The 21,368-nt window shown below is 48.5% G+C and carries 18 protein-coding genes; 3 read left to right on the plus strand and 15 right to left on the minus strand.

All coding sequences use genetic code 11. The features are described 5' to 3' along the window. Positions 1–119: 119 nt before the first annotated feature. Complete coding sequence (locus PH235_RS11800) at positions 120–2,792, minus strand: lipocalin-like domain-containing protein (RefSeq protein ID WP_272162537.1); 2,673 nt, start codon at positions 2,790–2,792, stop codon at positions 120–122. Positions 2,793–3,210: 418 nt separating this feature from the next. On the opposite strand from PH235_RS11800, the gene PH235_RS11805 reads away from it, so the two are divergent. Then, the gene (locus tag PH235_RS11805; RefSeq protein ID WP_272162538.1) at positions 3,211–3,645 is read left to right on the plus strand and encodes a VOC family protein; all 435 of its coding nucleotides are present in this window, start codon (positions 3,211–3,213) and stop codon (positions 3,643–3,645) included. A 114-nt stretch (positions 3,646–3,759) separates the two neighbouring features. Here PH235_RS11805 and PH235_RS11810 read toward each other — a convergent pair whose 3' ends face one another. Next, positions 3,760–4,098, minus strand: coding sequence for a winged helix-turn-helix transcriptional regulator (locus tag PH235_RS11810; protein WP_083546523.1), 339 nt, complete (start codon positions 4,096–4,098; stop codon positions 3,760–3,762). A 123-nt stretch (positions 4,099–4,221) separates the two neighbouring features. On the opposite strand from PH235_RS11810, the gene PH235_RS11815 reads away from it, so the two are divergent. Together PH235_RS11815 and fghA are read left to right on the plus strand one after the other, a co-directional pair. Then, the gene (locus tag PH235_RS11815) at positions 4,222–5,337 is read left to right on the plus strand and encodes an S-(hydroxymethyl)glutathione dehydrogenase/class III alcohol dehydrogenase (RefSeq protein ID WP_272162539.1); all 1,116 of its coding nucleotides are present in this window, start codon (positions 4,222–4,224) and stop codon (positions 5,335–5,337) included. Between the two features lie 4 nt (positions 5,338–5,341). Then, positions 5,342–6,172, plus strand: a complete 831-nt coding sequence (fghA, locus tag PH235_RS11820; protein ID WP_272162604.1) for an S-formylglutathione hydrolase — start codon at positions 5,342–5,344, stop codon at positions 6,170–6,172. A gap of 90 nt (positions 6,173–6,262) precedes the next feature. Here fghA and PH235_RS11825 read toward each other — a convergent pair whose 3' ends face one another. The 13 genes from PH235_RS11825 to PH235_RS11885 all read right to left on the minus strand — a co-directional run bounded on the left by PH235_RS11825 (position 6,263) and on the right by PH235_RS11885 (position 21,273). Continuing rightward, positions 6,263–7,201 (minus strand): hypothetical protein, encoded by a 939-nt coding sequence (locus PH235_RS11825; RefSeq protein ID WP_272162540.1) that lies wholly within the window; start codon positions 7,199–7,201, stop codon positions 6,263–6,265. Positions 7,202–7,641: 440 nt separating this feature from the next. Beyond that, positions 7,642–9,309, minus strand: coding sequence for a peptide ABC transporter substrate-binding protein (locus PH235_RS11830; RefSeq protein ID WP_272162541.1), 1,668 nt, complete (start codon positions 9,307–9,309; stop codon positions 7,642–7,644). 197 nt (positions 9,310–9,506) lie between these two features. Continuing rightward, on the minus strand, positions 9,507–10,319 hold the full coding sequence (locus PH235_RS11835) for an ABC transporter ATP-binding protein (RefSeq protein ID WP_272162542.1): 813 nt from the start codon (positions 10,317–10,319) through the stop codon (positions 9,507–9,509). Between the two features lie 12 nt (positions 10,320–10,331). After that, positions 10,332–11,384, minus strand: a complete 1,053-nt coding sequence (locus tag PH235_RS11840; RefSeq protein ID WP_068561556.1) for a taurine ABC transporter substrate-binding protein — start codon at positions 11,382–11,384, stop codon at positions 10,332–10,334. A 1-nt stretch (position 11,385) separates the two neighbouring features. After that, positions 11,386–12,165 carry an ABC transporter permease gene (locus PH235_RS11845; RefSeq protein WP_272162543.1) on the minus strand — a complete coding sequence of 260 codons (780 nt, stop codon included), beginning with the start codon at positions 12,163–12,165 and terminating at the stop codon, positions 11,386–11,388. Positions 12,166–12,296: 131 nt separating this feature from the next. Then, on the minus strand, positions 12,297–13,994 hold the full coding sequence (locus tag PH235_RS11850; protein ID WP_272162544.1) for an FAD-dependent oxidoreductase: 1,698 nt from the start codon (positions 13,992–13,994) through the stop codon (positions 12,297–12,299). Positions 13,995–14,063: 69 nt separating this feature from the next. Beyond that, positions 14,064–15,383 carry a YeeE/YedE family protein gene (locus PH235_RS11855; protein WP_272162545.1) on the minus strand — a complete coding sequence of 440 codons (1,320 nt, stop codon included), beginning with the start codon at positions 15,381–15,383 and terminating at the stop codon, positions 14,064–14,066. A gap of 542 nt (positions 15,384–15,925) precedes the next feature. Next, complete coding sequence (locus tag PH235_RS11860) at positions 15,926–16,666, minus strand: amino acid ABC transporter ATP-binding protein (protein WP_272162546.1); 741 nt, start codon at positions 16,664–16,666, stop codon at positions 15,926–15,928. Continuing rightward, entirely contained in the window at positions 16,641–17,426 is a 786-nt protein-coding gene (locus PH235_RS11865) for an amino acid ABC transporter permease (RefSeq protein ID WP_370684643.1), read from the minus strand. The genes PH235_RS11860 and PH235_RS11865 overlap by 26 nt, the downstream gene beginning before the upstream one ends. A 24-nt stretch (positions 17,427–17,450) precedes the next feature. Continuing rightward, a complete protein-coding gene (locus PH235_RS11870; protein WP_086990053.1) occupies positions 17,451–18,161 on the minus strand; it encodes an amino acid ABC transporter permease in 711 nt (236 codons plus the stop codon). A 61-nt stretch (positions 18,162–18,222) separates the two neighbouring features. After that, positions 18,223–19,095 (minus strand): transporter substrate-binding domain-containing protein, encoded by an 873-nt coding sequence (locus PH235_RS11875; protein ID WP_272162547.1) that lies wholly within the window; start codon positions 19,093–19,095, stop codon positions 18,223–18,225. Between the two features lie 32 nt (positions 19,096–19,127). Then, positions 19,128–20,231 carry a uroporphyrinogen decarboxylase family protein gene (locus tag PH235_RS11880; protein WP_272162548.1) on the minus strand — a complete coding sequence of 368 codons (1,104 nt, stop codon included), beginning with the start codon at positions 20,229–20,231 and terminating at the stop codon, positions 19,128–19,130. Position 20,232: 1 nt separating this feature from the next. Continuing rightward, the gene (locus PH235_RS11885; RefSeq protein ID WP_272162549.1) at positions 20,233–21,273 is read right to left on the minus strand and encodes a Gfo/Idh/MocA family protein; all 1,041 of its coding nucleotides are present in this window, start codon (positions 21,271–21,273) and stop codon (positions 20,233–20,235) included. Positions 21,274–21,368 lie beyond the last annotated feature (95 nt).

The raw sequence follows: 21,368 nt of genomic DNA on the forward strand, positions 1-21,368 counted from the left end.
CCCTTTTGGCCTTTTCGGCTCAGCCATAGCCGGAAACCACCAAAAGAGGCCCAGGATCATCGATCCGGCCTCTTTTACGTTCCAGTTCAAGGGAAAAATTACTTTTCCTTTTGGATAATTTATTCTTCTGTTTTCTTGCCTGCTTTTTTGTAATAGTGCATCGGTACCCTTGCAATTGCCACCGCTCCGAATGCGAGTGCGCCATACAACAAAGTAGATTGACTGGTGGCTTCTTCGGCGACGGGAGCATCCGGATTTGCTGCGGAAGCCTCATCGTACAATGCTTTGATTTCATCCGCCGGGAGGACAATGCCGTCTTGGATGTACAACTCATCGATCAGCCCTTCAAACGGTTGATCCCAATAGTTGACGCCCAGACCGAATGACGCTGCCGCACCTTCGAAAACGTTCGGGAAATTCTCACCAGTGAACCGCTCCTCACCATTGACATATACGGCGATCCTGCCGGCATCCACCGTAAAGGCCAGGTGGGTCCACGCACCAGCAGGGATAGTGGAACCGATCGGCGCATCATACCATTGCTGGCCGGACCAAAGCATCGTCTGATTGGCCGGCCCTACTGGCGTCAGACTGACCCAACTTTGCTCTGTGGCAGCGCCGAAGAAGGCGGTCGTGAACTGGTTCAGCTCGGCTGGATTGATCCAGAAAGCTACGGTATAGGCATTTTGGGTGATCAAGCCTTTCCCAAGCGACAGTCCGGATTTGCCGTAAAACGAAGCGGCCTGTCCTTTGATGCCCTCAACGAATGGTACAGCTCCGCCCGTATTGTTGATCCGGTCTCCGGTCACTTGCGCATCGGTCTGATCGCCTGCCGCATTCTGATACGTCTCATCGAAGGAATAGTAAGCCGAAAGCTTGCCGGCTTCCTTCGGTTCGACTTGGATTTCGAAGCTGACTTGCTCCGATTGCAGCTCATTTTGGATGAGTGCGGTCAACGTCACGAGCGCTGCCGGCTGACCGGCTTCAGGACGAGTGACGATGCCTGTTTCCGAGATGACAGCAGGATCGGAGGAAGTCCATTCGATGGTGCTGCCACCCGCAGCGGTTGTCGGTAATAAGATGTCCTTCATGACTGAGTCAGGCATGGACTCCGTGAGCTCGGTTTTGATTTTCTCCATCTGTTCCGAGTCCGAAGCCGTGCTTGTTTGGCTTCCCCAAATGACATGTCCGTTCTCGGACATACCGCTGAAAGTCATGACCCACGCTTCTGTCGTCGGATCCCATTGGCTGATGAAGACCCCGTCATAAGTGCCGTCCGCCAGTTTCAGCTCGGCCCGATAGCCATCATAAAGCCGCCATGTACCTTCCTGCGCACCCGCAACCGTACCGTCAGCCTGCAACTGAACCAGTGTGGACTCCGTCAATTGGCCGGTGATCTGGTTGCCGTGGTTGACGAACTTGTAAGTGCCGGTGACCTCTTCCTGCGCCACTTCCGTTATCGTCTCGCCAGCATAGCGATACGGTGTCGGAACCGGCCAGTCGTTGCTGTTCTTGAATGTCTGATGGACACGCACTTCATGCGTCTCGCCTTTGTTCGGAAAACGGGTATGGAATACGAGAAATTCCTTATCGGCTTTTGCATCGATGTAATAGGAGTTGTGTCCCGCTGACAGATACCCTACGCCGTCCCCGGTTCCGTCCTCACCCAATTCCCGGGTGAAGAGGAAGTTTCCGATCAGTTTGTTGCCGATGTCCTGATGATCGTTGACCCCAGGGAAATTGCCTACTCCTTTGTCGAAGGACTCGGGATAAACAGCTTCATTGCCTGCCGCATCCACATAAGGACCCGTGATCGACTCCGAACGGAACTGACGCATCTGGTAACCGCCATCCGAAGCCAACCCGCCGTAAGTCAAATAAAGATAATAATAGCCAGCCTTTTTGTCGTAGACGGCATAAGTCCCTTCAGACGAACGCCCATACCCGGCGGCGATCTTGGTTCCGAAATAGCGGTCGATCATTCTGCCGTCCTCAGTCACTCCGTCTTCGCCCGGATAAAGCGGAATGCCTGTTTTTTGGTCCAGCTCGAGGATGAAGGTCCCGCCTGACCACGAACCGTATGTCATCCACAGTTTCCCTTGCTTATCGTATAGGATATTGGCATCGATGGCGTTTGTGTAGTCTGCATTGTTGTAGGCACCGTTTTCCGTGAACCACTCTGGGTTGGGCTCTTCCAGCACGCCTTCTTCGATCAGTTCATCGATGTTCGTGCTCTCCCATTGCTTGTTGACGTCACTGTTCGCATCATACGCTTCTTCCTCCGAGAATCCGGAATAGATGATCGTATCTACATACGCGTACGGTCCTTCGATGTTCTTGGACACAGCCAGACCGATCGCCGAGCGGATATAGGTGGAGGAAACACTGTAGTACAGCATGTAGGCGCCTTTGCTGCCGTCTTCGTTTCGATAGTGCTTGTTCCAGATGACATCCGGCGCCCAGACCGCATAACCTCCCGTGCTGTCTGCATCATCTTCCCCTGCCCAGGCGAAGGATTCGGAAAGATTTTCGCTCAAATCCCCGTAAATCGTGTTGTCCGTACTGGTATAACCATTGGTGAAATTCTGCCAATTGATCAGATCCGACGATTTCGCTGCTGCGATATGCGAGCCAAACACATAGTACATCCCGGATTTCTGATCTTGGATGATGGACGGATCGTGGACCGATGCATTCGAGAAAGTGATGGGCTCATCCGTTTCCGACGCGTGCACCTGTGACTTGGACTGGACCGCGGTAGCCATGCTGATGGCCATACCGCAAAGCAACAATTTGGATATTCTCGATCTGGTAATGATAAAAAACGCCTCCTTTATAATTGCAACCGCTATCATTTGCATCCGCACAAAATATTTGTACTTACAAATCAAGATATCACAATTCATTTGTTCGTACAACTATTACGATGGTCGACGGTTAGTTTTTTATTTTGAGGAAGCTGGAGGGTTATTCGTCAAGAACATTTCCGATTACCCATCCGTACGTTTTCGGTCGCTAAAATTTGTAAAGCGATTTCGCAATGACTATACTTGAACTTGTAAGCCAGAGATTATGATGAAAATGCGCTTTGCCAAAAAAACTGTTCCGGCACATCCCCATCCTTTCCTGCCATGACGAAGATACTTTAGCCCAAAGATAACTGGTTACTGCAAATGGCTGATTCGATTTGAAAAATAAGGAGTGGTTGACATGATTTATCCGTTCATCAATTTTGACGGGGACTGCAGAGAAGCTGTGGAATACTATGCAGAAGTTTTTGGCACTGAGAAACCGAAATTCCAGTCGTATGGCGATGTACCACCGGATCCGAACATCCCCCCACAATCCATGGAAGCCAATAATCGCGTTATCTATACGACTTTGAAGATCACAGAAAGTATCATCATGTTTGCGGACCTCCCTTTAGGGGAAAAATTTATTCCCGGAAATAATCTCAGCCTGTCGATGATAATCGAGGATCCTTTGTTGGTGCAAACTTATTTTGATGCACTCAAAGAAGGTGGAATCGTTTTGTTTCCGCTTCAGGAAACATTTTACACGAAAAAATTCGGCATTGTGACGGATAAATATGGGGTGACCTGGCAGATCGGAATTGGAACAGAAGAGGAAATATTAAATCCATAACAGGATAAAGCGGATACTGCATACAAATATACGATGAAGAAAACCGCATCAAAATGGAGTTGAAACGCCATTTTGATGCGGTTTTACTATTTGTTCCCCTATTTATGCAACAGACTATTCCTCCGTTATCACTTTCAGATACTGGTCTCCCCAGTCGCAAATGGATTGGACGACAGGCGCCAATTCCTTGCCTATGTCGGTCAGGTGATACTCGACTTTCGGAGGAACAACGGGATAGACCGTCCTTGCGATGATCAGGTCGCGCTCCAGCTCCCGCAACTGGCGGATCAACATCCGTTGGTTGATATCAGGAAGGATCTTGTTGAACTCGCTCAGCCGTAGCGTACCGTTGTGGAGCAAGGACCAGATGATCGCAATTTTCCATCTTCCACCCACAACAGATAGGGCTAAATCCTTTGTATTGTAAAACTCTTTCTCTTGGTATTGGATCATCGGGCAGCCTCTTTTCATAAAATTAACCATAGTGACAATTATGTCAGTATTCACACAAGAGTCATTATATAGTATTCTGAAACAGAACGAAATACCATTTTTAAGAAAGAAGGAAATAAAATTATGAAAAGTAGAGCAGCTGTCGCTTTTGGACCAGGCAAACCGTTGGAGATCGTGGAAATAGATGTGGCAGAGCCAAAAGCCAAAGAAGTATTAGTGAGGATCCTTTACACTTCCGTCTGCCATACCGATGCCTTCACTTTGTCGGGCGACGATCCGGAAGGTGTTTTCCCTGCCGTACTGGGACATGAAGGCGCCGGCGTTGTCGTTTCTGTAGGCGATGAAGTCACTTCCGTCAAACCCGGTGACCATGTCATTCCTCTTTACACACCGGAATGCGGGGAATGCGAATTCTGTCTGTCCGGCAAGACAAATCTGTGTTCAGCCGTGCGCGAAACCCAAGGCAAAGGCTTGATGCCGGACGGAACGACCCGTTTCTCTTATAATGGTGAGCCTATTTATCACTATATGGGGACAAGTACTTTCAGCGAGTACACGGTCGTCAACGAGATCAACCTGGTCAACATCGACAAGGAAGCACCATTGGATAAAGTCGCTTTGTTCGGCTGCGGAGTGACTACCGGTCTCGGCGCTGTCGAAAACACGGCTAAAGTCGAAGAAGGCGCAGTGACTGCAGTATTCGGCTTGGGCGCAATCGGCTTGGCGGTCATCCAAGGGCTGAAAAAAGCCAAAGCCAAACGCATCATCGCAGTCGATATGAATCCCGCCAAATGGGAATTGGCCCAAAAAATGGGCGCCACTGACTTCGTCAACCCAAGTGATCATGATCGTCCGATCCAAGAAGTCCTGATCGAAATGACCAACGGCGGCGTGGATTACAGTTTTGAATGCATCGGAAATGTTGAAGTCATGAAAGCCGCTTTGGAAGCTTGCCACAAAGGTTGGGGCGAAAGCATCATCATCGGTGTCGCCGGTGCCGGCAAAGAGATCCACACACGCCCGTTCCAATTGGTGACAGGACGGGTTTGGAGAGGTTCCGCATTCGGCGGTGTCAAAGGCCGCACGGAACTGCCCGGAATGGTGGAGGATTTCATGAACGGCGAAATCGATCTGGACAGCTTCATCACGCATCATCTGAATTTCACCGACATCAACGAAGCCTTCGATCTGTTGCACAAAGGGGAATCCATCCGCACTATCTTGACCTATGGAGAATAAAATGATGACAACAACTTTGATCGAAACGCATAAAGTATTTGAGGGCGAACAAAGAAAATACCGTCACTTTTCTGAAACGCTGGATTGCGACATGGTTTTCAGCCTTTTCCTGCCGAAACAAACAGATAACAAGCCGACATCTTTGGTTTGGTGGCTTTCAGGATTGACGTGCACCGACGACAACTTCAGCCAAAAAGGCGCGTTCCAAAAATACGCAAGCCAGCACCAGTTTGTAGCTGTAATGCCGGACACTTCTCCGCGCGGAACGGATGTGGCGGATGACGAAAACTGGGATCTGGGTCAAGGCGCCGGTTTCTATCTGAATGCGACCCAGGAACCGTGGGCAAAAAATTATCAGATGTATGATTATTTGACGAAAGAATTGCCTCAACTTGTCTACACTCTGATCCCGAATTTTTCAGGAAAAGAGAGCATCCTGGGCCATTCGATGGGCGGACACGGCGCGTTGGTCATCGGATTGAAAAATCCGGAGCGCTACCAGTCCATCTCCGCTTTCGCCCCTATCCTGAATCCGTCACAAGTTCCTTGGGGCAAAAAAGCCTTCACCGCCTACTTGGGTCCGGATGAAAAAGATTGGGCAGCATGGGATGCGACCAGCTTGATCGCGGAAAGCCCTACAGCTCCGCCCATCCATATTTCGCAAGGGACCGCTGATGCTTTTTATGACATCCAGCTGAACGAGGAATCTTTCCTGCAAGCCGCTGAAGGCAAGAAAGTTTCCTACGAAAAATTGGACGGCTACGATCATAGTTACTTTACGATCGCTTCCTACATAGAAGAACATCTGCAATTCCATAAAGACTGTTTGAAGTAGAAAGAAAAATTCCCATAAATACACAGAAAGCCGATAAGATCACGGATATTCCGTTTCCTTATCGGCTTTTTTTATTGAGCAATCAGTCAACTATTTTTTCTTCTGGATTCCTTTCCGGGAAGCGGTCGGTTTAATCAGATTTTTCTTCAGCCATTCAAAATAGTACATGTCCGGCACGACAGCAAAGTCGGCCATCACATTTGAAATCGCGATATAGAGTTCTTCTTCGCTGCCCGCAAGATAATCGGCAGCATCCGTTGCGTCAAACATACTTTCCACATCAAACTCCCGCCGGCCGAAAACTTTTTTGCAGTTTTTGTTTTCTTTCTGCAGATCTTTGTAGTAGCGTTTCGCGCTCAACTCATCATCGTATTTCAACGAAATCAGAATCAGCGGCAACAGCATTTGGGCGGATGTTTCGGGATAGCATTCATAAAGCTCTTTGGCTTTTTCCAGTTGTTCCAACTGACAGTAGATACCCATCAGAATGTAGCGGGCTCCCATGTTATCCCCCACGCTCAACCGCAACATGTCTTCGTATTCCCTCGCGGCCGCTGTCAACATCCGGCGTCTTTGCAGTTCTTCGGCATACAGCGCCTTGACGCGCATGTAGGCTCTGGTTTCGACGATTCCCCAATATTTTCCGATGGACTCTTCATCATCCCGACCGTGCTTTTGCATCACAGTTTTTCCGAACGCCACCAGTTTCTTGATTTCATGGATAAATTCGAGTGACTCAGGGTCCAGTTGATAGAGTCTCGCTTCCAGATTATCCGGATCCAATTTCAAGGCACGCTCCAAAATGGCCGCGTGTTCGCGTTCGGAAGTCGCGAACTCCAGCTTTTCCAACTCTTCGCTCGCTTTCTCTTCATCAGTCAATTCTCCGGCTGTGAACACCGATCCCTGGGCACCCGCCTCATTGGAAAGTTTCATGAATGCTTCGATTGCTTCCTCCACAGAATCATATTCCTCACCGTGTTTCATCACGAAATTGTTCAACTGTTTCATCATCTTTTCCGTCTCTTTCATACACTCCATCCTCCCCTATTACGATCTACTAAGTATATTATACCCGCTTGTTGATGGATTGCGTTAAGGGGAAAGACATTCTGAGCAGAATATTCTTCTCAGGTTTCTGCTTTTTTACACTCATGGCGCAGTTGGAGCAGCGACTTGCGTTCACTTTTTGGCGCTCAACTCCGGCGAGCGTGGCCTCGCCGGAGTTGGGCCTCTGTTAACGCTTCTCTTCTCCGGTGAGCACTGCCTCGTCGGAGTTGGGACCTCGTTTTTGATCCGCTCCTCCGGTGAGCGTCCCCTCGCCGGAGGAGCGGATTCAGTTTTTCGCCCCGCAATTCCGGTCAGCGCGAAATACTCCACAAAAAGGAAATATCCGACTAACGGTCGCCTTCTGAAGGCAAGTCCGTTAAGCGGATATTTTCTCAAGTGCTTGTTTTCAGTCTATTGTCCGTTTACTCTTCCACGTAAGCCGTTCGGAAATACATCGCTGCGCCCACTGGTTGGATCTGCACATCCTTCAAGGACGGATCAACCAAGTTGGCGTTGGCGCCTTGATAGATCGGCGCATTCACGGCGTTCTCGGCAATCAAGGTTTCTTCCGCCGCCAATAGTGTTTCCCAACGTTGTTCCGCATCGTTCGCATACGTGCTTCTGGTGTCGTCCAACAAGGCATCGTAACCTTCATCCGCAAAGCGCGAACTGTTCAGGCCGCTTGTGGATTCATACATCTCCAGAAAGGCAATCGGATCGGCGTAACTCGGGGTATACGTTCCGTAGGCGATGTCGTAATCACCGTTCGTGGTCGATTCCATCCGGCTCTTCAGCGGCACATTGCGGATTGTAATCGTCAAGCCCGGCAGATTCTCTTGCCATTGCGATTGCAGGAATTCGGCAGTCGTCTTGGAAGTTTCGGTATCGGAAGTCAGCAATTCGATCGACAATGTTTCGATGCCCAATTCTTCCTTAGCGGTTTCCCACTCGGCCTGTGCCGTTTCCAGATCGTAGACTGCCAAATCGCCGCTCTCTTCGCGGAAATCTTCATCGGTTTCCGGATTGAAGGCGTAATTGGAAGGCACAAAACCATTCGAAGGCACGGAACCGTCATTCAAAACGGTATCCACATACGCTTCCTTGTCGAACGAAGTAGAAAGAGCTTTCCGCAGATGGACATTGGCTGTGCTCGTGCGGCCTTGGTTAAACCAGACATAGCCGGACAGAGCTTTCGGTTCCGTCACCAAAGCGTCGGATCCTGCATATTGTTCAATGTAAGGATTGCTGATCTGCGTCAACTGGACCTCACCGGATTCGAACAAGTTGATGTTCGTGGCGATTTCTTTGCTGACTTCCCAGTTAATCTGATCCAATTGGACGTTTTCCGCGTCCCAATAAGCTTCGTTTGGAACCATCGACCAGTTCAGATCCGTGCCTTCCCAACCTTCCACGACGAAAGGTCCATTGTACACCGTGTTTTCACTGTTCGTTCCGTAGGCGCTGCCCAACTCGCTCGCCACTTGGTGGTTCTGCGGCAAATAGGAGGACGTCCCCAACAAATCCTTGAAATAAGCGGTCGGATTGCCCAAAGTGAACTTCACGGTCTTTTCATCGACCGCTTCGACACCCAGTTCGGCTTTGTCCAACTCCCCATTGTTGATTGCTTCGGCATTCTTCAACGGGTACAGTTTGTTGATGTTCGGGGAAGCCGTTGCTGGATCGACGATTTTTTGGTAGGTATAGACGAAATCCTGCGCAGTCACCGGATCACCGTTCGACCAATTCGCATCTTCCCTGATCTTGAAGATATATTCCAGTCCGTCTTCACTGACGACAGGCTCTTCGGCGGCGATACCCAATTCAAACGCGCCATCGTCACCGACGCGATAAAGACCTTCATTTGCGTTCTCGAGCACCACCAAGCTGGAGTTATCTGCTGAGATGGCGTTGTCCAAGGAAGCCAACTCCCCCGTATTCGTGATAGTGATGACTTGCTCCGCGGCAGGTGTGGCTGATGAAGCGGCTGCCCCTTCGCTGCTTTCCGTATTTGCGGCATCCCCGGTCGAACAGCCCGCCAACACCAAACTTATCGCTAGCGTTGTCGTGATGACCCATTTATCTTTTAACATACTGTTCCTCCTGACGATTCTCATTATTTTTATCCCTATGTTGGAATTCATTTCTTTGATATGTATGTACAAGTAGCTTACCATCACAGGATGCTTTAGGATAATTCCGATTTCCGAACAACTGTGATAGGCAACGCCGATACTTCCAATAACCACAAAAAGCTCGCCCCCGTTGCGAACGGTAGGGCGAGCAAGACTTACCCGTTGTCGCTGGAAGTTAAAGAAACGTCCATGTCTGTGTTGATAAGATCCAGAATTTCATTTTTTATTTCCAGATAGGCAGCGTCTACGTTTACGCGATTACTTTTTGTATCTAGCGTTTTATGCGTGTAGTCCAATTCATAAGTCTTTATGATTTTCCCTGGTTGCTTGGACATCACGATGACGCGATTTCCCAAAGATAGCGCTTCGTCGACATCATGGGTAATCATGAGAACCGTATTTTTGTTTTCTTGCCACAAATCACGAATCAATGTCTGCATATTCAAGCGCGTGAGAGCGTCCAATGCCCCTAATGGCTCATCCATGAGAATCAGTTCCGGCCGATTAGCCAGAACTCGCGCCAATGCCACACGCTGGCGCATACCGCCTGAAAGTTCAAAGACGGCTTTGTCTTTATCTTTCAGTAATCCGATTTGTTCGAGGAAGTGATTACTGATTTGGTCAACTGCTTTTTTGCCCAACCCTCTGATATTCGGGCCGAAGCCGACATTATCTTTTACACTTAACCAAGGATATAGGGTAGGTGTTTGGAAAACCACACCTCGATTCCAGTCCGGGCCTTGGATCGGGTTGCCTTGGAAAGTTGCTTCACCTGTTGTTGGTTGTTGATAACCAGCAATGATTTTCAGCAACGTACTTTTTCCACAACCGGAAGGCCCCAACACGCAAACAAAGTCTTGGGGGGCAATCGTCAGGTCAATTCTTTCCAACGCCAACATCTGCTCTTTTCCGTTGCCGTAATCCATGCTGACATTGCGCAGCTCAATTAAAGATTTTTGTGAATTCATATCAAAACATCCTTATCTTTCCAAGTACATTTCAATGTATTGTGGATTAATAAAAGCATCAAATTCATCTTGCGACGGGGATTCTGTGATTGTTCCTTGTCCCAACAAGAAATCGGATGTTTCTTTCATAACTTTCGAAAAAGCACCAGCTTTTTCGCTGGTCCCCATATATTCATCAGATATTTCTTCTTCAGAAGTCAACCAAATTGAACCTTGCATTTGTGCCAACGCATCTTCAGCTGTGATTCCCAATGGATCCGCAACGATTTCAGCAGCTTTGTTCGGATTTTCCCGGTAAATATTTCCACCTGCGACAAGCGCTGCAATGAAATCAGTTGTGAGTTCTGGATATTGTTCAGTGAATCCTTTTCTTGCAAGCAATACGTTCGCCGTTTTGTGGCCCATGGCAGCAGCCTGTTCTGAAGAAATCAGTATATCACCATCTTCCAACAGATGCCCTAGTGAAGGCTGCCATGTATAGGCTGCATCAATATCCCCTCGTTCCCATGCTGCGACAATATCCACGGTCTTCATGTCAAGCAGTTGTACTTGATCGGCAATGCCCGCATCGTTAAGAACTTGCAAAAGGCTGTAATGAGCAGTGGACGCAAATGTTGTTGCCACGGTCATACCCGCCAAATCTTCGACTTTCTCGATTTCGCTATCTTTCCGAACGGCTAAAGCTTCTATTTCACCCAGTATTTCATGTAGCCAAATCAATTCTACATCTAGTCCTCTTGCTAAGGCGATGATTCCGTTGGTGTTTCCCATCGATGCAAAATCGATACTTCCTGACGCAAAGGCTTGGTTCGCTTCCACCCCCGAATCAAAAACCAAAAAATTGGTCTCGATGCCTTTATCAGCGAAATACTCATCAAACAGGGCCTCCGTCTTGGCAATTTTTTCATCGTTTGGTACGCGCAAATAACCGATATTGATTTCTTTCGGCAGCTGGCCTCCTTCGGAACTGACCTGTTCCGTCGTCTCATCGGCTCCGCCACATGCGGCTAATGCACCGGCTGCCAAAATAGTGAGCATAAATCCAAATATTTTTTTTCTTTTCATATTAATCCTTCCCTTTCCAGAATATCAATTTATTTTCCAAATACAACAACCCGCTGTCCATCATAATGCCTGTGACACCCATTATGATGATTCCAACAAACATGACATCCGATTTTAGGTAACGAGAGGCATCGATCACCATCCACCCAATACCGGAAGTTGCCGCAGTCATCTCAGCAGCCACCAGTGTCGTGTAGGAGAATCCTATAGCGGTTCGCAGTCCTGTAAAAATATTCGGCAAACAAGCAGGCAGGACGATTTTGACAAACAAATCCTTTTGGCTTGCCCCCAAAGACAGCGCACTCAGAATGTAGTCCTGATTCACATTATTTACCGCGGCGACACATGCGGTATAAATCGGTGCAAACGCAGCGAGATAAAGCAGGGTGACTTTTGACCCATCATCGATTCCCATCCACAAAATCAACAATGCATAATAGGCTAATGGCGGGATGGGACGATAGAACTGTACGATTGAATCTATAATAGCCCGAAATTTTCTGAAATAGCCGCTCAATAGCCCCAGCGGAACTGCTGTCACAAAAGCAATACCCACAGCCCATAACAGACGCACAAAACTATCGCTCAAATGTTGCCATAGGCTAATGTTGTTGTAACCTTTCCGGACGATAGTGATGAATGTTTTCCATACTTCTTGTGGTGACGGAAGAAGCAAGGAAGATACATCATATAAGTTGGTGACCAAAAACCACAGCAGAAAAATGGTAACCCAAGTAACGAATGTCAACGTAACTTCGAAGCGATTTTTGGTTTTTTTCACATTCATGAACATCCTCCATTAATTATTTTTAATAAACTGTACTTCAGACAATAACAATCAAGCGAGCAGAAATAGCTTTCTCCTCGCTTGACACTGATTATTGAATTAACAGAACTAAGTGATTTCTTGTGTTAATTGAAGTTATATTCTGTCACAATCGGATCACGATTGAAAGTAACGTCATTGAAGTATTCATATTCCGAAAGACCCAGGAAAGAACCATCGATATTATAAACAAGCTCGTAACCTAATTGACCAAGCGCACGCACCATGTTATAGCTGCGTTGGCTTGAACGGCAGTGAACGTAAACTGGTTTATCTTTAGGAATCTCAGCCAGTCTTCCGCGGAATTGACTCAACGGGATATTGACAGCACCTTTGATATGGCTCAAGTGATATTCATGTTCTTCACGTGCATCAATAATCATCTCGCCACTTTCAACCAATTCGCGGACTTTGGTAACCGGTACTTTTTTCACTTCTCCGTTCAAAATATTCAGCCCAACAAGAACGGCATGGTTTACAACATCCTTGGCCGTGGAGAAGTGTGGTGAATAAGTCAATTCCAACTCTTTCAAACTTTCAAGGTTAGCATTCAACATTATCGCTGTTGCGATGACGTCGATCCGCTTATCGACGTTCCCGCGTCCCACTGCTTGCGCTCCCAATATTTTTCCAGACGGTACAGCGAAAATCAATTTAAAGAACAAGTTTTCCGCATCTGGCATGATGCTGACTTTGTCTTTCGGAATAACGTAGGCAAAGTCATATACGATGCCGCGTTCTTGGCATTGTTTTTCGTTTAATCCAGTATTTGCGGCATTCAAACCGAACATCTTCACGCTTGAAGAACCGATGACGCCTGTATTTACATATGTGCGACCGTATACATGATCAGCTGCTGCCCGTGCTTGACGCTGTGCTGGGCCGGCAAGAGTCAGTTGTGTTTTTTGACCTGCAAAGAAGTCAGTTGTCTCAATAGCATCCCCAACGGCATAAATGTGTGGATTGCTTGTCTGGTAGTGATGGTTCACTTTGATGGAGCCCCCGAGGCCCAATTCCAAGCCTGCTTGCTTTGCCAACGTGTTTTCTGGTGTCACTCCGATTGCCATCACGACTGCTTGCGCTTTGATCGTACGGCCCGAAGTCAAAGTCACTCCGTCAGGTTTGATTGCTTGGACACTGTTGTTTAAAATCAAATCCACACCATTCACCTTGATTTCACGATTGATGATTTGAACCATGTCATAATCCATAGGTGACAACACTTGGTCTTGTGCTTCAATCAACGAAACATTATATCCGGCGTATTTCAAGTTCTCAGCAACTTCAAGTCCAATATATCCGCCACCAACCACAGCTACATCTTCGACTTGGTTATCTTGGGCATATGCAGTAAGGGAAGCTACGTCCGGTACAGTTTTCATGACGAAAACGTGTTCGGAGTTTACTCCTTCAATAGAATGTGGACGTAAAGCATTCGCACCCGGAGCCAAGAATAAGACATCATAAGTCTCTTTGTACGTTTCACCAGTAAGCGTATTTTTTACGGATACTGTCTTTTCCTCTTTGTTGATTCCGACTACTTCATTGTATACACGTGCATCAATTTTGTATTGCTTATCGAATTCCGTTGGTGTCATCAATACCAGACTTTCTGACTCTTCGATATCGCCGCTGATGTGGAACGGGATACAACAGTTCGAGAATGACACATAAGGCCCTCTTTCAAATATAGTAATTTCAGCTGATTCATCCAAACGCCTTATGCGTGCCGCGACTGAAGCTCCCCCAGCAACGCCTCCAACGATCAATACTTTTTTGCCCATTGTAATGGCCTCCTAATATATTATTAGCTGTATTCTGGTTTGATGTTATTAATCCAGATTCAATAATGTTTATTTCTTTCCGACTCGGTGTGGAAGGATGCATACTTTACCAGCAAATGCCTTCATTCCTACGATACCGCCGAGCGTCATAGCGACCAAGAAAATCCATCCTGAGAAGGAAAAGCTAGAAATGGCTGCGTACATTGCCCCGAGATTGCATCCTAGGCCCAAACGAGAACCAAAGCCTAACATCAATCCACCTAATCCGAAATAAAATGCATCTTTCCTGCTGAAGTCAAAGTTTAATATAAAGCGATTTGCCAACAAGAAGCTGAGCATAGAACCCAAGAATAGTCCGATGTTCAAGATTGTTCCTCCATCACTCAATAGTCCGGCGTTCACTTTATCTATATGGGACTGGAAATATTCTACAGGGAATTCAAAGCCCAGCGATTGGAATAATGCTACATTCCATGTTACAAGCGCAGTGGACACACCCCAGTTTTTATCCGTCGTCACTAATACAAATACCGCACCAAGTGCCAATGCCAACGCCCCAACAGTGAAGCTCCAGCGCTCAACAAACAGTTTGTGGTATGTTTGATAACTGAAGAAAGAATCTTTATCACGGTTATCAAGCGGCAACTCGAAATCTTCATAGTCCCCTTTCGGATCCATGTAAGTCCCTTCTTGCTTGCGCATATTCTCATAGTGGACGACAATCCAATAGATGACCGCCAACAGGATGACCGTAATCAGAAAAGCGCCGAAATATCCGAACATTTGTGGTAAATGCAATTGATATCCGATTTTCCCAAGCACAGTCTTGTCAAAAACTTCACGAGTATATTGACCTGGAGCTGCGCCTACAACAAAGAAAATAAATGCAATCAAAGCACGCCCGGAACCTTCACCGAAGTCCGCCAACGTACCTGAACCACACCCTCCCGCAAGCATCATACCTACACCGAAAATAAAGCCGCCCACGATTGTAGCTAGATTGGTAAAGTACACATTCGCGGTTCCCGGAATGATTGATTGACCATCTGCAGCCAAATACTCAGGGACTGCACCACCAGCAGCTGCTTTCCATTGAATCCCCATGATAATGAAAGATGTAACCAAAATCAGGACAAGTAAGGCTTTTGATAAGCTCCCTTCTCCCCGCATATAGATACGTTTAATTCCACCGGCGAAACCGAACCGAGAACGAGTCAAAATGTATCCCAAAACTACTCCGGCAAATAAATTAAGCGGCAGATTTTCTTTCAGTCCGGCCAAATAGGCCGCAAAAAAAATAGCCCCAAAACTAAGTGCACCACCTATGATTGGTTGCAAGAAAGGTCTCTTTCTTGTTGTTACTTGTGATTCCGATAGTGCTTGTGACATGTTACTTCCTCCTAATTGTTATAAAATAATATATAATTGCGTAGCACCATTTCACCTTTCCCAGTCACTCATACTTATATACCTAAACCCCCAAAAAACTAAATTACTTACTAAATAAATCAAAATAATAATCCGACCAGCCTTTGCTACATAACCTTAATTTCCGAAATTTACAACTCTTTCGCTGATGAACAGTTCTTCGGCAATGATTTCCAGTTCAAACACTACCTTCTGGTCAACCTGTTAAAGCAGAGCCTTTAGTTTGGGTTCTCGAGTACCGCCAAACTGATCGCTAGAATTGTAGCGATGACCCATTTACCTTTCAATATACTCCCCCCTGACAATTCCCATATTTATTCACCCTATATTGGAAGTCATTCCATTTATAGTTCGTAAGAGTAGCTTACCATTGCAGCAACCTTTAGGATAATTCCGATTTCCGAACAAGTGTGACAGGCAGAACCGATACATCCTGCAACACAAAAAGCCCGTCCCCCATTGTGAACGGCAGGACGAGCTGATTAAGGGAGCAGCCACAAAGATCAAGCGCGGACCAAAATCCGCTGCAGGAACCCTTTGGTGCGGGCTTCTTTTGGATTGCCGAAAATATCTTCAGGGGCGCCCTCCTCCACGATGACGCCCTGATCCATGAAAATGACGCGGTTGGCCACTTCCTTGGCGAATGTCATTTCATGCGTGACGATGACCATGGTGGTCCCTTCCTCCGCCAGTTTGCGGATGACCTGCAGCACTTCCCCGACCAGTTCCGGATCCAAAGCCGAAGTGGGTTCGTCGAACAGAATGACATCCGGATTCACCGCCAAAGCGCGGGCGATGCCCACCCGTTGCTGTTGGCCTCCTGACAGTTGCGAAGGATAGTAAGCTAAGCGGTCGCTCAAGCCAACTTTTTCCAAGGCGCGGATGGAGGTTTCGACAGCCTCCTTCTTCGGCACTTTCCGCCCGATAATCAAGCCTTCGGTGACATTGTCCAATACCGTCTTATTGTCGAACAGGCCATAGTTCTGGAAAACGAACGCCGATTTTTTCCTTACTGCAGTGATGTCCTTTTTGCTTGCTTTCGAAAATTCGGTCTGGATTTCATCGAAGTGCAACGAGCCCTCGTCGGCGCGCTCCAAAAAGTTGATGCAGCGCAACAAGGTCGTCTTGCCCGAACCGCTTGGGCCCAGAATCACGACGATATCGCCTTTTTCGACTGCGATGTCCACACCTTTCAAGACTTCCAGTTCACCGAATTTCTTATGAATATTCTTCAATTCCAGCATGGTATCGCTCCTTTCGCGCATCTACAAAATACTCCGGTTGGTTTTCTGATTTTACGGCAATGTTACGCCCGCGTTTGTAGCGGGACAAGCGCTGCTCCAACAATTGGAAAAACACCTGAACGAGTGAACAGAGCACAATGTACACAATGAAAATCACAAGGTACGACTCCAGATAATTGTAGCCGAATGCCGCTTCCGTCTTGGCGATGGCCGTGATATCCTGGACCGACATCAGAAAAGCCAGCGAGGTCGATTTCAGCAGATTGACGGTGCTGTTGCACAAGTTCGGCGTTGCCGCAACCAATGCTTGTGGAATCACGATGCGACGGTAGGCCTGGATCGGCAGCAGGCCGATCGAAAGGGCCGCCTCCAGCTGACGTTTGTCGACCGTTTCGAGGGCCGAACGGAAGACTTCGGACAGGATTGCGATCGTATTCAGCGTAAAGACGATATAGGCGTAGTAGATCGGATTGATGCCGAAAACGTCGAAATCGATTCCCCTGCTTTTCACGAACACATTCAACAGGCTCGGGAAGATGCTGTACATCACCAGAATCTGAACGATCAAAGGGGTTCCTCTGATGAAGGACACATAAACTTGGGAAACACGGGCCAGTACTTTGAGATTGCGCTGTCTTGCCACTGCGATCAGGAAAGCGAACGGCAACGCGAGCAGCAAGGGGATAAAGGTCAAGCGCAGTGTTGTCGGGATGCCCTTCAACACAAGGATCAGAATTTCCTGCACATAGGCTAAATCAATGGTCATGCGTCTTGCTCCTTTCTCTTAGGCCGCGCGCAGCGGTTGTTTTCCTGCTGATAGTTTGTCTTCCGCCAACTTGAACGCTTTTTCGATCGCCAGCGTCAATAGCCAATAGATGCCCGCCAAGGCGATGTAGGTCTCGATCGAATATCCGCCGAGATTGCGCGCGATGATCAGCTGGCCTTTGCCCATGATGTCGACGATGCCGATGGTGTAGGCCAAAGCCCCCTCCTTCATCAACAGGATGAACGAATTTCCGAGGTTCGGCAACGCACTCACGAGCGCTTGGGGCAAAACGATTCTTCTGAACGCTTGCGCTTCCGTAAGGCCGATGCTGAGGGCAGCCTCACGTTGCACTTTAGCGACCGCCAAGTAAGCCGAACGCATGATTTCCGAGCAAGGTGCGGAGAACAGGAGCGACAGGGCGATGACGACAAAGTAGAGGCGGTTCCAGCTATTGATGTCGATGCCGAAGACACCCAACAGCACCTCCGGCAAGCCGTAAAAGACCAAGAACATCATGACGATCGAAGGCGTGCAGCGGATGATCCAAATATAGCTATGGACGATTGCCCGCAGCCATTTTGGACCGCGGAGTCTTGCCCAGGTCGCCAAAAATCCCAGGATGCCTCCGATCACGATCGTTCCGATCAAAAATTGCAACGTCACGCCGAGACCGGACAGAATGTCCGGCACTGCCTTCCAAATATAAGTGATGTCGAATGGACGATTCATCTTTTTGCCTCCCTTTGTAGCTTCAGCTGTTGTGTTCCGTTCTCCGGCAGCAGCGCGAATCTTATTCCTTCACGTATTGGAATGTGTTTTCGCCAAGAAATTCGATCATCAAATCATCGATTGTTCCGTCTTCTTGCAATTGCAGGAAGGCTTCGTCGTATGCCTCGGCCAACGCTTGTTGGTCCTTGTTGAACAACGGCCATGTCGGCAGCGCTTCATAGACGAAGTAGGAAAAATCATCCTTGTATTGGCTGTACGGTGCGCCTTCTGCCAGCACGTTCACTTCATAAGCGGTCTTGACGGCGAAGTAGCCGTCATAGCGGCCTTCCAACAACCAGGTGTAGGCATCCGCGATTTCGAATACGTCTGCCGCAGTCAACTCGATCGGCGTATCCGAGTGCTCTTCATTGAATGCTTGGATCACATTGTACTGGGCGTTGTTCGGCGAAATCGGCACTAGGCTCTTGCCGGCAGCCGCGAATGTTTCCAAGTCCGTGATTTCAGCCGCATCTTCCGAACGGATCAGCACGCCGATACTGCTGGCGCCGATGTAATGTTCAGGGAAAATGAATTTCTGTGCGCGCTCCTCGGTGTACCAAGCGCCTTTCGTTCCGACAGCATACTTGCCGGATTCGATCCCGATCAGCAGATCCTCGTCGGAAGTCGGCACATATTCGAATTCATACTGCGGCAATAACTCGTCGATGGCCTTCAGCACGCTGACTTCATAGCCGGTCGATTCGCCGTTCTCATCGACATAATTCATCGGTGCGGAACTTTGTGTATGCGCGACTTTCACCGTAGTCACTTCCACCGCCTCAGCTGCAGAACCGCTCGTTGCTTCGCTTGAAGTTTCCGCTCCGATCTGGCCGCAGCCAGCCAAAAATGCCGCCCCCAATAAACTTACTGTCGTCACTAATCTTTTTCGCTTCATATATTTACTCCTCCTGTATGTTTCCGATTCGTTTAATGGTTCGCTGTTTTTAGAATGGTCGCCTGCACTTTTTGGGCAGCCGCATGGATGCGTTGGTAAAAATCCGGGTTGGCTTCCAATGAAATCGCGCAGCCCGGCGCAAATACGATGCCCGTGTCGCCGGTTTCAGTCAGGACATCCGCCAAGCGATCGACCAGCAAGTCCTCGATTTCCTGCGCCTGATTTGAGAACGTCAAATCGGTTTTTGGCGAGATACCGCCAACCAGCAGTTTATCCGTCAGGGCACGTAGTTTGCGGAAACTTAACCGGGTTGGATCCTCCGCGTGATCGCTGCCGTCTTCCCAGTTGATGGCTTGGACATCGTAATCGATAAAACGCTCCACAGCCAAATCGACATGTCCATGCGCATGCAGGATATTGAACCAGGTGCGGTCCTTGATATAAGCCAACAGGTCATCCGTATAAGGTTTGGCGAAAGCGGCATAATCGGCTTCGGATATGTCGCCGCGCTGGCTGTACTGTTCGGCGATGAAGAAGCCGTCCACGCCGGCAGCGATCAATTCGTCCACGAACACCTTGTTGGAGGCATGCAGCACATCGAGCGCCGCCTTCAATTCCTCACGGTGATGCTCCAGAAATTCTGCAATCGGGCTTTCTTCCGGTCCGTCGACGATATGCGCGATCGAATCGTTACCCGGCGCAAATTGCTTCACCCATGACAAAGGCGAGAAGACGGTACCGACGACCACTTTTTCGCCTTTGTAGTGCTCCACGATTTTCTTGGCAAAAGCGGCTTCGCGATGGATCACCGGATTGTCCGCCTTGAGAGGCACCAAACGGGTCAAATCTTCCGCGCTCCGGATCGGATAGTCCAGTATTTTGCCCGCCCATTCTTTCGCATCCGTCGAGAAGGTGATTGGCGTTCCGTAGGCTTCAGCGAAGAATTGGCCTTGCGACATCAGCTTGATCAGGTCCCAACCATTCTCATCCGTGAAGGCGATCGTCGCTTCGGCGAACGCCTCAACATCCCGATCCACCAACGGCATGTGACGCCAACCGGAAATGGCCGGTCTGTCCAAAGGTTGCTTCTTGAGTGCCGCTTCTATTCTTTTTCTTCCATTAAATGTTTCTGTCATGTTATGCATCCTCCTGTTCGATGGGTATCCATGTCTGTGTTGCTTGCGAGCGGTAAGCGGCGGCCAGAATGCGCAATGCCGTTATCCCCTGTTCCGCTGTCACGAAGGGAACTGTATCCTGTTCGATGCTTTCGACGAATCTGTCGACGATCGGTGTCAATGGTTCTGTATAGAAGCCGTCCTGCGAGGGATCATCCAGGTAGGTCTTTTCCCCGTTCTTCCGGTAAAGTGCCACCGGATGCCCGTCCGCATAAGTTACGGCCGTGGCCTTTTCGCCGTAGATGACGGTCTGCCTTTCGTTCGAATAATCAAACCAGTGGGTCAGCAAGGTTCCTTGGATGCCCGAGCGATGTTGGAGTTGCAACACTGCATAATCCTCATAAGGAACCGGGCTTCCGTCCGCCAACTGCTTGCCTTGTGTCGCGGTCTGGGCCAACACTGCAGTGACGGGATCTTCGCTGAATAAGTAGTTCAACAAATCGATACGGTGGACGCCCACCTGCGCCAGAGCGCCGTTCGTATGGCCGATCCGATCGTAGAAATCGGGGACCGCCGTACCCCAACCGTCATTTTCCTGACCTTGGTTGGCCAATGTCGTCCGGTAAGCATGAATCTTTCCGAGTGTCCCTTCCGTCAGCAACTTTTTCAGCAGCTGATGTGCGGGATAAAGCCGTTGGTTATGGATGATCATCAGCTTTTTCCCCGTTTTTTCGGCTGTCTGCTGCATGCGTTCGGCCTCGGCCACCGAATCCGCCATCGGCTTTTCACACAGCACATGCTTACCGGCTTCCAGTGCAGCGATGGTGATGGGGCTGTGCGATTGTTCGTTCGTTGCGACGATAACGGCATCGACCGTTCCGTCTTCCCAGATTTCCTCAAGAGTCCGATAGACTTTTCCGCCGTACTTCTTTTGGAAAGCTTCTGCTTTTGCGATTGTGCGGTTATAGAATCCAACCAGATCGACTTTTTCGTTTTTATCGCTTAGAGGGGCGTGCCGCTGTTTCGAAACATCCCCGCAACCGATGATGACGATCCCGACCATGGGACCCCTCCTTCCTGAACTCCGGCTTACCGGAATGGCTATCGTTTTTAGTATGTGTCTGATTCTAACACGGTGCTTATTTTAAAAATAATACC

Source organism: Trichococcus sp. K1Tr (genome assembly GCF_028309625.1).
In the GTDB taxonomy this organism is placed as follows: Bacteria; Bacillota; Bacilli; order Lactobacillales; family Aerococcaceae; genus Trichococcus.